Raw genomic sequence first — 12,847 nt, forward strand, 5'->3', positions numbered from 1 at the left:
AAATGAGATGAGCGGGGGAAATATAGCTACGAAATGGAAGGGATACCGACTAGATTTTGCCGGCAATGGCGTATACAGCATCCCTGTAAGTGTCTCCCACGGGGAGTTCCAGTTCATACAGGAAAATACTGTTTTTCCGGATGGAAGAAATGGCCGCCACCGACACAATATAGGATTTATGGATACGGATGAATTTTGTGGCCGGGAGCTGCTCTTCTATACCCTTTATACTCATGCGGGTAATAACGGGTTTATGGGTGCTTTTGAGATGTATTTTGATATAATCTTTCAGCCCTTCAATCCATACAATGTCTGCAAATACCACTTTGAGCAAACTGTAGTCTACGTTGACGAAGAAGAAGTCGGCCTGTTCTTTAGCGCTTTTACCACCGGTTTTGAGCTGGAAAAGCTCCTGTGCTTTATTGCATGCTTTGATAAAACGCTCCAGGGAAACGGGTTTCACCAGATAGTCGGTGACTGACAGGTTAAAGCCTTCCAGGGCATATTTCTCATAGGCTGTAATCAGTATCACAATGGGTTTATTAGGAAGCGATTCCAGGAACTGTAAGCCGGTTAACCCGGGCATCTGAATGTCCAGGAATATCAGATCCACCTGCTGATGCCGCAGTATTTCCATGGCTTCAAAGGCGTTATTGCATTTGCCGGTGAGCTGCAGGTAAGGAACTTTGCTGATATTGTCTTCCAGCAGGTCCAGCGCGAGCGGTTCATCATCTATGGCAATACACTTCATCATCAGTGGAGATTTAACTGCAAGGATACTATAAACCAATCATCTTTTTTAGCTATGTGCAAAACATAATTATCTCCATATAATAAATTCAAACGCCTTTTTACATTGGCCAGGCCAATACCGCTGGTTTTATCTTTTATTTCTGAAGATGCTTCGTTGAATTTGTTGCGTACGGAAAAAAACAACATGCCGGGGCGCGTATATAAGCTGATATCTATGCTGGCATTGGAGATCAGGCCGGTTCCATGTTTAAATGCATTTTCCACAAAGGGGATGAGCAGCATAGGTTCTATCTCATAGGTGCTGTCGGCTGCCTCCAGCGATACCTGGATGGCTACATTTTTGCCAAACCGCTGCTGTTGCAGGTCTATATAGCTTTGGAGGTATTCCGTTTCCTTTTGCAGGGGTACCTTGTCTTCATCTGCTTCATAGAGCATGTAGCGCATCAGCGAGGACAGCTTGATCAGGGAAGGCTCCAGTACATCCGATTTTTTGCGGGCCAGGGATACCATGTTATTCAACACGTTAAACATGAAATGGGGACTCACCTGGGAACGTAGCAGGGATAACTCCGTTTTCAGGTTTTCATTTTCCCTGGCGCTGCTTTTCCTTTCCTGTTGCATTTTATCCACCATCATCTGAAAGGCCGTACTGGCGCATAACACAAAGAAAACGGTGAATACGGTGAAGAGGATGACAGGTTTTATATCTACGGTATGCGACGTCAGGAAGAAGTTCTCAAACAGGTACCTGACAACAAACATAAAAACGAAGGCGCCCAGGATATACAGCGTGTATTCAAAAAAGCGCTTTTTATACACCATCTTCGGAATAAACACCCAGGCATTCAGGTAAAAGAAAACGATGAGAATCAGGTAAGTAAAGTATTGATAGAAGGTCCATGCCTGCTTGTCGTTCAGGTGTTCCCGTTCCCAGTTATCATTGGTAGGATGCAACAGGTAGGGCAATGAGAAAAATATCAGCCACGCAAGGATATGCCTGGCTATTATCGCCCATTTTTGATGGTACCATTCTTCTTTCATGCCGGCAAATTAGGGATTTATATAATTGTGGTGCAAAAGGTTGCGACCAACCTTTATAATTATACGACCAACAGATTGCCGGAGCTGGAAAGGAAGAAAACATTTTGAGGAAGGATAAAGCATAAAGCAAAAAGCTATTGAAGCGAATGATCAATGCGGATATTAATCTTTCCGATCTGATCATTCGCTTCAATAGCTTTTTGCTTTATGCTTTACGCTTTATCCTTTCATCAGGTCGTGTATTCTGCCCTGACCAGTGATCACATTCGCTTTCAGGTCGCTGAGAATAGAGTATAACCCGAAATAAGTGCGGTTAATATAGAGACTATGCCGGGATCCGCGGGCCACTTTAGAATCGCGGATTTCCTTCATGTTGTATAACTCATCCATGTAGGCATATATTTCGTTGAAATAAGCCTCATTACCGAAGTCAAAGTTTTCCAGTGTAAATGGTAATGTCAGCAGATCAATCATATGCTGGAAAAGGCCGGAGAAGAATTCCACCTCTTTAGGTGTATCTGTCGGGTGGATCATTTCCAGGTTGGTATAGATCTCATGCCGGCGTTTTTCATCTTTCAATACTTCTTTATCCACCAACAGGAAGTAGTTTTCATAAAAATCTTCCGGTATTTCTTTTACACAACCAAAATCGAAAATGCCCACGGTGCCATCGGGGCGCATGAGAAAATTGCCGGGATGGGGGTCTGCATGCACCTGTTTCAGGCTATGTACCTGGAACTGGTAAAAATCCCATAATGCCTGCCCTATTTTATCACGTACTTCCTGTGAGGGATTGGTGAGTAAAAATTCCTTCAGATGCTGACCATCCAGCCAATCCATGGTAATGATACGATCGGATGACATGTCCGGGTAATAGCCGGGGAACTTCAGGTTGGGAATATGTGCGCATGCCTGGGAAAGGTCCATCGAGCGGCGGAGTTCCAGCTTATAATCGGTTTCTTCCAGCAGCTTACTTTCTATTTCATCAAAGTATTTATCCATATCCACTTCGTTCATACCTACTATGCGGATGGCGAAGGGTTTCACGATACGGAGATCTGATTTCACGCTGTTGGCTACTCCGGGATACTGAATTTTTACCGCCAGTGTTTTCCCTTCCCTGGTGGCTTTATGTACCTGGCCTATGGATGCGGCGTTGGACGCCTGCATTTCAAAGGTATCGTATAGCTGTGAAGGTGATTTTCCCAGTGTTTTTACAAAAGTATTTACTACCAGCGGACCGCTGAGCGGGGGAGCGCTGTACTGCGACATTGCGAACTTTTCGGTATACGCTTTTGGGAGCATTCCTTTGTCCATACTCAGCATCTGTGCTACTTTCAGCGCGCTGCCTTTCAGGTTGCTCAGGGTATCATAAATATCAGCGGCATTGTCCTGGTGTAGCTCTTCTTTAGTGGTAGAAGGGTCCATCAGTTTGCGCGTGTAGTGTTTGATATAATTGGTACCTACTTTAAGTCCGGTCGTAACGAATTTGCCTGCCCTTTCCACCTTGGAGGTGGGTATATTGGATTGCTCTTTCATGGTGCTTATTTCCGCGTAAAAATAAATTTCCCGAAGTCCAGCAAACTATCCAGTGTATTGGATTTGATGAGCTGGAAACTGAGGTTCACTGCTTTTTCAATGGCAGCATCTGTCATTTCAAACTGGTTGCTGGTATCATCCAGCCAGTATTTGAGCACAAACAGTGCCTGCAGCCAGAAGCCATGAACATATTGGTCTGAAATATATTTTCTTTCCTTGATTTCGCTGGACTGGTAGCCTTCTTTCACGAGGTCGCTTACGTAGTTGTTGAAAGCGTGGCGGAATGTTTCCAGTTTATTACGGTAAAAGTCAGGTAAACGGAAGTGTTTGCGTTGCAGGAGCAGGTAGCTGCGGTCCTCTTTCAGTTTCTGCACCCAGAGAAAATAAAATGCCAGCAACTTTTCCTGTGCATTGTATTGCTGGTAGATGTCATCTGCCTGCAGTTGTTCCTGCGTTTGTTGGAAAATGGCTAACCAGATGTCTTTTTCTACACCTTCCAGCGAACTATATTGTTCGTAAAAGGCTGCTTCCGTGATGTCTACAATTTTGCAGAGCGCATAAACAGATACAGGTGCTTTGCCGTTTTCCAGCCAGTACACTTTGTAAGCGTTGCGGATGAGCTGTTTGTCCATGAGAAAAAGTTTTACTATTGTTGAAATAGCCCGCCCGGAGCGGGTTGCCGAGGTTAATAATTACGGGTATACAAATTTACGTCATGCAGGGTTATAAACCCTTTTTTATCCTGCCAGGAAATGTTAAAATCTGCGCTTGAAAARAGGAGGAAATGAGGGCGGTAAAAAATGAGTGTTTGGTATTTCAGAAATAAATATATCTTTGCACCCGAATTCCTTATTCTTCATTTTTAAAATTACAAGGAATCATGACAGAACGTACTCACATATCGCCCCTTTCGCTCCTTGCCTGATCAGGCAAACGCAGTGTTTTTACTTTTGCATAAGCCGGAGTTATAAAGACATGGATGTATACAGCATTGTATAATCCCCGGTCTTCTATACACAGATATTTTCACCAAACAATGGTGATAACCACACGGTATATATCGTGATCCTATCTGGCGGATATTATCGTATATGCGTATAAGTTATACCTGCCGTTTGCTTGTCTGTCACCTCAGCGGGAGGTAGTTCCCTTCGGGAAAAAATTCACAACTTTTTTAATTGATCTATACGCAAACAACATTGTTTGTGCAGGTATTGCACGCACTGAAAAGTCGCAATACACATAACATATCTCCATTTTATGGGCAGCATAAAAACAAAAGAACTTAGTAAAATAGGTTATACCAATGACAGGGCAAGAAGCCTGGTCATTAATATCATGTCCCGGCATTTTAAGCATCACAGCAAGCCGGAGATCATGCAATTATTAACAGCTATAAAAGAAGATCCGGCCAGATACAGGGCAGATGATATCCTCGGTAAAATTGCCGATACTTTTATGGATGAACCGGTGGAATGTAATTTCCAGTCGTATGAACTGCTGGAAAAAACGGGACAGTTGAAAGTATACGGCGGCAAAGAAATAGAGCGTTCCGCCAAACAACAAATGGAACTGGCGATGTCTTTACCGGTCACCGTTCAGGGAGCTTTAATGCCGGATGCACATACCGGCTACGGACTGCCAATAGGCGGTGTGCTGGCCACGCAAAATGCGGTACTGCCATTTGCAGTAGGCGTAGATATTGGTTGCCGCATGGCGCTCACCATCCTGGATGAAGGAGAGAGCTTTTTAAAACGTTTCTCTCACCAGGTAAAAGTTGCGATGAAAGAATATACGCACTTTGGTATGGAAGGCGGACTGGAGTTTTCACAGGAGCATGCCGTATTGGATAGCCCGGTGTTTCAGTCTACCGAACTGCTGAAAAAATTACAGGCCAAAGCTGCGCGGCAGCTGGGGTCCTCTGGTAGCGGTAACCACTTCGTGGAGTTTGGATTAATAGAACTTCAGGAAGACAATGCCTTGCAGTTGCCGGCAAAGAAATACCTGGCGCTGCTGTCGCATTCCGGCAGTCGTGGACTGGGGGCCAATATTGCACAGCACTACACCCGCATTGCCATGGACACCTGCAAATTGCCGCGCGCTGCGCAGCAACTGGCATGGCTGGATATGAACAGTGAAGCCGGACAGGAATACTGGCTGTCGATGAACCTGGCGGGCGATTATGCCAAAGCCTGTCATGACCGCATCCATGCCAACCTGACGAAAGCATTAGGCTTGCAGGCCCTCGCCAAAGTAGAAAACCACCACAACTTTGCCTGGGAAGATACGTTGGCAGATGGGCGGTCGGTGATCATTCATCGTAAAGGTGCTACGCCGGCACATGCCGGCGAAATGGGTATCATTCCCGGTAGCATGTGTACAGCAGCTTACCTGGTAATGGGTAAAGGTGTTGACAACGCTTTGTACTCCGCCTCCCACGGCGCCGGCAGAGCCATGAGCCGTAAAAGAGCCAAAGAAAGTATGACCGTATCCGGTTTAAAGAAAATGCTGGCCAGTGCAGGCGTAACACTGATTGGTGGCAGCGTGGAGGAAAATCCGCTGGCGTATAAAGACATCGAACAGGTGATTGGCGCACAGCAGGAGTTAGTAGACATACAAGGCCGCTTTATGCCGGCCATTGTAAGAATGAATAAAGATTAAGTATATGGAACAAATGATTATACAGATCACCTCCGGCCGCGGCCCTGCAGAATGTTGCAGGGTGGTTGCCAGGGTGCAGGAACTCATCATCAAACAGGCCAGGGCAAAAGATATCAGCATACAGGTACTGGAAAACATAAAAGGGGATATCAACGGTACGCTGCTTTCTGCCACCTTACTGGCAAAAGGTAGTCAGCTTACCACCTTCCTGAAAGAATGGGAAGGCACGGTGCAATGGATCGCCCAAAGCCCCTACCGCAAATTTCATAAACGCAAAAACTGGTTTGTGGGCGTATCGGTATTTGATGTAAAAAAACAATTGCAGTGGAACCCTAAGGATGTAACGCTGGAAACCTGCCGTGCGGCAGGTCCCGGCGGGCAACATGTGAATAAAGTGGAAACCGCCGTTCGTGGTATACACCGCCCCAGTGGATTGCAGGTGCTGGCCATGGATAGTCGCTCACAATTGCAGAATAAACAGTTATGCCTGGAACGGCTGGAAGCAAAATTTCTCGCCCGGCAAACGGGCTTGCTGGTGAGTCAGCAACAGGACCAATGGCAGGAGCACAATGAACTGGAAAGAGGACAGGCAGTGAAAGTGATCAGGGAAAGATTGTAGATGATGGAATGCCTCAGTGAATTTGCATTGAGGCATTTTTTAATCTTCGGATTGAATAGATCTTATTTTTCTGGCGAGCGTAGTGATTTTTTCTAACTGTATTTCTTTCCTTTCCCTTTTTAATATTTCTTTCTCTTCGTTTGAAATACCAGGATCAGCCAAGGCAATTTTCAAATTTGAATCCAGTAAAATACTAAGTTTCTTCACTTTACGCTGTTGAAGATATCGTCTATATTTTTTAGCCATTAACTTCCATATGGAAGCCAGGCATAAGGAAACAGAAGGCGCAATAATAATAAGCCATGACTTTATGTCGGACGGCTCCGGAATATTTCTTGCCAGCATTAAAAGCAATGTTCCTCCTCCCGCACCCGCAATATTTGCAGTGCTGTTACTTTCCATTGTCGTAACAGTTGAATTGATTGATGTCGTCAAAATAGTAGGATTATATCCTGCCTAACAATACATCCATGGTTTGAAGCAGTTTTTTTGTATCGTTTTGTTTATGCAGTTCCAATTCAATGGTTACTCCGGATTTACTCTCAATTCTTAATTTCTGTTTTTGGGATTCTCTGCTTCTAAACGATATGGTTTCTTTGATGGCTAGTAATAAGGGTAAAATGGATGTTATTACAGCTACTATCAAAATGATTGTATTAATAATTGCAGGAAACATTGTTGTAAATTGTATTCATGCAATATAGGCATTTTATAAATTTTTTAGTTCGCATACCTAATATTTTTTTTATTATAAAAATGCTCAATCACCTTTGTATGCTACATTTCAAGAAATACACTGTAATCTGTTTATATCAAGCGATAAACGACCGGCCTATTTTTCGGAGATGGATATTGTTGTAATGCGACCAATGTTTTGCATTTGAATATCACGATTTCTGACAGAGAGCATAAAAAATAGTTATACACGGATGATAAGGTTCGGGGTGCCAGGAGGCAAACATTTCCTGGAGAGTGCATGTATATGCGTTGTAAATTATGATGCTTTTTCACTATTTTTATAGCTAACGCCGCATATCAACCAATTACAACACGTGGAGGAACTGAGTGACATAGCGCTACTACAAAGACTACAGCAGGCTGATGAAGCGGCTTATACCGAAATATTTCATCGATACTGGGAAAAATTATATGCCATCGCATATAACCGTTTACGTATACGTACGGCCGCGGAAGATGTAGTACAGGAGGTGCTGGCCAGTTTGTGGGTACGTAAAAATGCGCTGGAAATACGTCATCTCTCCGGTTACCTGGCTACTGCCACCCGTTACGCCGTATTCCGGCAAATCAGCCGTTTATTACCCGATCAGCCACTCGATAATCCGGAGGTAGTGCAGCAACTGGTGGAAGACCCGGATATGAACCACCTGGACTATTGTCGTTTACAGGAAAGACTCGGTATGGAAATAGCCCGACTCCCGGAAAAATGCCGGCTGGTATTTTTATACAGCAGGAGGGAGCAATACAGTAATAAGGAAATTGCTGCCGCCATGCAACTGTCGGAGAAAACGGTAGAAGCTCATCTCACCAAGGCTTTGAAACACCTGCGTATTCGTCTGAAGGATGTATACCCCTATCTTTCTTTCTTCTTCTGAAAATTATTTTGATCCGGACTAAGGGTAGATCGGGTATTTCTGTACTCTACTATTATGCAGCATTTAAAAGACCTGATTCAACGTTATCTCAAAGGCAACACTACGCCCGAAGAAGCCAGCGCACTCCACGAGTGGTACGATAGCTTTGACGATAGTGAAGTATCCCTGCCGATGGAGCCGGGAGAAGACCGTCAGTTGCTGGAACAACGTTTACTTAACAGGTTGCGGCCAGTGATGCAGCCGGAGGAACGGGTGAAACCACTCCGTTACCGCCGTTACCTCGTGGCGGCTTCTGTCATTATATTGATAGGAGTGGCAGGAATTGCCGGGCTACAGCTCAGGTTTTCATCTCACAAAAAAAATATAATAGCAACTAACCTACCCGCCAAAGAGGTGCAGCCCGCCAATAAAAAGGCCCTGCTTACCCTGGCAGATGGCAGCACCATTGCGTTGGATGATGCCGCCAACGGCGCGCTCGGAAAACAAGGTGGTGCCAGCATAATTAAAAATACAAAAGGGCAGCTTTCTTACCAGGCCGATGAAGCCGGTGGAGCAGTGGTATACAATACCCTCACCGTGCCACGTGGAGGACAATTCCAGCTGATACTACCCGATGGTACCAAAGTGTGGCTGAACTCCGCCTCCTCTCTCCGTTATCCTACTGCTTTCAGAGGTGCCGACAGAAAAGTGATCCTGCAGGGGCAGGCCTATTTTGAAATTGCAGGTAAAGCCAGTCAGCCCTTTAAAGTACAGGCCAATGAAATGGAAGTAGTGGTGCTGGGAACCCGTTTTGATATGATGGCCTATGCAGATGAACCTACCATCAACGCTACGTTGCTCGATGGGAAAATAAAAGTGCAGGACCAGATCCTGCGCCCTGGTCAGCAGGCCGTACTGGCACTTGCCGGACATCAGCTCACGGTAAAAGAAGCCGATGTTAATAAAATTATGGCCTGGAAAAACGGGCTGTTTGTATTTAATAATATGGATCTGCCAACCATACTACGGGAAATAGCCCGCTGGTATGATGTGGAAATAGTATATAATACCGCACCCGGTAAGGAACTGTATGGTGGCGGGATCAGCCGGAATCTTAATTTATCAGCCGTATTGCACGTATTGGAAGAAAACGGAACAAATCACTTTAAAATAGATGGAAATAAAGTAATTGTATTACCGTAAGACCTGTAAAAAAAATAGATGAAGTAAACTTTTGAACAATGGAAAACCGGAGGTGCTGACACACCCCCGGCCAAAGTCCAGCATCCTGTAAGATCAAGCAAAAGATCATTTAAGAATTCTAAACCTTATTAAAAGTATGCATTTAAAATTTAAGGAGATACCATTTCTCCCCAAGGGACTTTTATTAACCAAAATTTTGCGGGTTATGAAAATGACCACCTGGCTGATCCTGATTGCCTGCTTACATGTAAGCGCCAGGAGTTTTTCACAACAGGTTACCCTCTCTGTGAAAAATATGCCGTTACAAAAAGTGTTTGCAGAAATAATCCTGCAATCCGGCGCCACAATCGTGTATAACGAGTCGACGCTTAAAAATACCGTCCCTGTTACGTTGCAGGTCAACAGCGCTTCGGTGCAATCCGTTCTGGAGCAATGCCTGCTCCATCAACCGGTTACCTTTACGATCAACGACGGTGTATTTGTGATCCGCCCTAAATCATCGCCACCACTACCTGTTGCCGATACCCTGGGTAAAATATCCGGCATCGTAAAGGCAGCAGACGGTATACTGCTGCCCGGCGCTACGGTGATGGTAAAAGGGAGCACCCGGGGCAATGCCACCAATGGTGGCGGGCAATTTACCGTTGCCGCCAATCCGGGTGAAATACTGATCTTCACTTTTACCGGTTATGATAAACAGGAACTGCCCGCCCGACAAGGTATGCAGGTAACACTCCATGCCAGCAACAGTCAGCTGGACCAGGTAGTGGTAGTGGGCTACTCCGATAAGAAAAAAAGTGAACTGACCAGTGCCGTTACCGTAGTAGATGCCACTAAGCTGAAGGATGTGACCACCAACGATGTAGGCACCATGCTGCAGGGCAAGGTGGCCGGTTTACAGGTGGTAAGCAGCTCCGGTGTACCCGGCGCCTCCGCCGAAATACGCATGCGCGGTATCTCCTCGGTGAATGCCTCCCAAAGCCCACTGATAGTGGTAGATGGTATCATTGGCGGCAACTACGACCCAAATGACATTGCTACTGTAACCGTGTTGAAAGATGCGGGCGCCACAGCCATGTACGGCTCCCAGGCCAATGCCGGCGTCATCATCATTACCACCAAAAGAGCGGCTACCGGCAAAACACAATTCCAGGCGAAGATCACCACCGGCTTTCGTACCCCGGATTTCGGCACCATGGATATGATGAATGGCAGTGAATTGTATGAGCGTCAGAAAGAATTTTACCGCGATTATATTCCAGGCGCAACAGATAATTCCTACAAAATAGACCTGATCAAATTTTACAATGAACGCCCGTTGGCATTGAAAAATCAAAACTATAACTGGTTAACAGATATGTTCCGCCGCGCACCTATGACGAATGTATACCTCTCTGCCAGCGGCAAAACGGAAAAGTCAGATTACTACCTCGGGCTCTCTTACTATAACGAGAAAGGTACTTTTATGAATACCAATTATCAGCGGATAAATTTAAGAGCCAATTCTACTTATCATTTCACCAAAAATATCAGTCTTACCAACAACATTAACCTGAGTGGCAATTTCGGTAAAACGTACGACTATAACGACATGTATTACGCGTACCTGAACATGCCCTGGGATAACCCCTACGACAGCAGTAGCAAGGCGCTTTACGTGGATGGCAACTCTCCTTTCAAATGGTGGTCGCGTGATAAAGTAAATCCGATTCATACCATTCAAAACTCCGAGCATCCCTATAAAAATTTTGATGTGAATTATGATATGGGACTCAACATCGGCATCACCAGTTGGCTCACCTTTGCGAGTACCAACCGGTTGTCGCTCGGTTATAACAAAAGTAAAACCTGGTATTCACCGCAGGTAGCCGGACAGTTTCATGGTGATGGCTTCCTGAATGAACAGAGTACCCTCAACTATGGCTATGTGTCTAACAACCTGTTGAAAGTAGATTTTCATATGGGAAATCATCGCATCAGTGGCCTTGCAGGTGTGGCATTTGAAGGGAGCAATACCGATCTGTTGGGCGCTTCCGGAAAAGGCCTGCCAGTGGGCTTAAAGGTCCTGAATGTGGTATCCCGTAATCAACAGGCGTATGGTAATGTAAATGAGGCTATCATACAATCATTCATCTCACAGGTGAACTACAGCTACCTGGATAAATATTTTCTCACCGGATCTTTCCGTGTAGATGGTTCCTCCAATTTTCCTTCGAGCAACCGCTATGCTCCATTCCCGGCTATATCTGCTGCCTGGTTAATGAGCAATGAAGATTTTTTGAAAGACAATGCTGTTTTCAATAGTGTAAAATTCCGTGCAAGCTATGGTGTTACCGGTACACAGGACATCGGGTCATCCCGTTACCTGGCCTTGTTTTCATTGTCCAGTAAATACAATCAGCAATCGGCTGCCACTCCTTCGCAGCTGCCCAGTCCGGACCTCACCTGGGAAAGCAAATACCAGTGGAATGGTGGAATGGATATCAGCTTGTTTAAGCGTATAGACCTGAGCGTAGATGTCTACAACAACATCACAAAAAACCTGTTGCTGCAGGTATCACAACCGCTGTCTGTTGGTTTTGAAACCAGATGGGAAAACGTGGGAGAGCTGGTGAATAATGGGGTGGAACTGGGTTTGAGTACCCTGAATGTTCGCGCCGGTAAGTTCCGCTGGAACACCGATTTTAATATCAATTTCAATACGAATAAGCTACAGAAATTCCCGGCGAATATTATCAATACACAATCTACCTGGAGTATTTCACAGATCTACCGTAACGGTGGTAACCTCTATGAATTTTACATGCCTAAATGGTTAGGGGTGGATAAACAAACCGGTGCACCGTTATGGGAAGTAGTCAATAAAGATGGCAGCAGGAAAGCTACCTCCGATTATGCCAGCGCTACTTACCAGGAAGTGGGATCTGCTTTACCAAAGTTCCAGGGAGGCATGACCAATACCTTTACTTATGACGGTATTTCGCTTGGGGTGAATATCTACTTCCTTTCCGGCAACAAAGTATATAGTAACAACCTGCGTTTTGTGGAAAATGATGGTAACGAACCCTATTACAACCAGGTGAATCTGCCTAAAGGCAGCAGTACCTGGAGTAAGCCGGGAGATGAAGCCACAGAGCCCAGTCCGCAGAATTCAGCGAATTCAACGCAAACGTCTACACGCTTTTTAAAAGACGGCAGCTTCCTGGCGTTGCGTAATATCAGTTTGAGTTATGAACTGCCGCATGCTTTGGTGAGCCGGTTAAAGATGGAAGGTGTTACTGTAGGTTTTACAGCCGACAATGTGCATACGTTCACTAATTTTTTAGGACAGGATCCGCAAACGACTATCACGCCCGGATCACAGGTGATGCCTGGTGTGTCGGATTTCAAGTATCCGAATAACCGCCAGTACCTGTTCAACATTAATTTCAGATTCTAA

At 45.2% G+C, this 12,847-nt stretch carries 10 protein-coding genes; 5 read left to right on the plus strand and 5 right to left on the minus strand.

Annotated features, from left to right (window positions below):
• Positions 1-49 precede the first annotated feature (49 nt).
• The 4 genes from AC1DP6_RS06080 to AC1DP6_RS06095 all read right to left on the minus strand — a co-directional run bounded on the left by AC1DP6_RS06080 (position 50) and on the right by AC1DP6_RS06095 (position 3,965).
• Complete coding sequence (locus tag AC1DP6_RS06080) at positions 50-754, minus strand: LytR/AlgR family response regulator transcription factor (protein WP_477054023.1); 705 nt, start codon at positions 752-754, stop codon at positions 50-52.
• Positions 754-1,794 (minus strand): sensor histidine kinase, encoded by a 1,041-nt coding sequence (locus AC1DP6_RS06085; RefSeq protein ID WP_477054024.1) that lies wholly within the window; start codon positions 1,792-1,794, stop codon positions 754-756. The genes AC1DP6_RS06080 and AC1DP6_RS06085 overlap by 1 nt, the downstream gene beginning before the upstream one ends.
• Positions 1,795-2,013: 219 nt before the next feature.
• A complete protein-coding gene (locus tag AC1DP6_RS06090; RefSeq protein ID WP_477054025.1) occupies positions 2,014-3,333 on the minus strand; it encodes an ABC1 kinase family protein in 1,320 nt (439 codons plus the stop codon).
• Between the two features lie 5 nt (positions 3,334-3,338).
• The gene (locus AC1DP6_RS06095; RefSeq protein ID WP_477054026.1) at positions 3,339-3,965 is read right to left on the minus strand and encodes a TetR/AcrR family transcriptional regulator; all 627 of its coding nucleotides are present in this window, start codon (positions 3,963-3,965) and stop codon (positions 3,339-3,341) included.
• 628 nt (positions 3,966-4,593) lie between these two features.
• Between AC1DP6_RS06095 and AC1DP6_RS06100 the strand changes: the two genes are divergently transcribed.
• Both AC1DP6_RS06100 and prfH read left to right on the plus strand, forming a co-directional pair.
• Positions 4,594-5,994, plus strand: a complete 1,401-nt coding sequence (locus tag AC1DP6_RS06100) for an RtcB family protein (protein WP_477054027.1) — start codon at positions 4,594-4,596, stop codon at positions 5,992-5,994.
• Between the two features lie 4 nt (positions 5,995-5,998).
• Positions 5,999-6,613, plus strand: coding sequence for a peptide chain release factor H (gene prfH, locus AC1DP6_RS06105; protein ID WP_477054028.1), 615 nt, complete (start codon positions 5,999-6,001; stop codon positions 6,611-6,613).
• 39 nt (positions 6,614-6,652) lie between these two features.
• Here the strand turns inward: prfH and AC1DP6_RS06110 are convergent, their stop codons facing one another.
• Positions 6,653-7,015 carry a hypothetical protein gene (locus AC1DP6_RS06110; protein WP_477054029.1) on the minus strand — a complete coding sequence of 121 codons (363 nt, stop codon included), beginning with the start codon at positions 7,013-7,015 and terminating at the stop codon, positions 6,653-6,655.
• 650 nt (positions 7,016-7,665) lie between these two features.
• On the opposite strand from AC1DP6_RS06110, the gene AC1DP6_RS06115 reads away from it, so the two are divergent.
• The 3 genes from AC1DP6_RS06115 to AC1DP6_RS06125 all read left to right on the plus strand — a co-directional run bounded on the left by AC1DP6_RS06115 (position 7,666) and on the right by AC1DP6_RS06125 (position 12,847).
• Positions 7,666-8,226, plus strand: coding sequence for a sigma-70 family RNA polymerase sigma factor (locus AC1DP6_RS06115; protein ID WP_477021924.1), 561 nt, complete (start codon positions 7,666-7,668; stop codon positions 8,224-8,226).
• 54 nt (positions 8,227-8,280) lie between these two features.
• Positions 8,281-9,408 (plus strand): FecR family protein, encoded by a 1,128-nt coding sequence (locus AC1DP6_RS06120; RefSeq protein WP_477054030.1) that lies wholly within the window; start codon positions 8,281-8,283, stop codon positions 9,406-9,408.
• A 205-nt stretch (positions 9,409-9,613) separates the two neighbouring features.
• Positions 9,614-12,847, plus strand: coding sequence for a SusC/RagA family TonB-linked outer membrane protein (locus tag AC1DP6_RS06125; RefSeq protein ID WP_477054031.1), 3,234 nt, complete (start codon positions 9,614-9,616; stop codon positions 12,845-12,847).

The organism is Chitinophaga sp. 01L420, assembly GCF_056399985.1.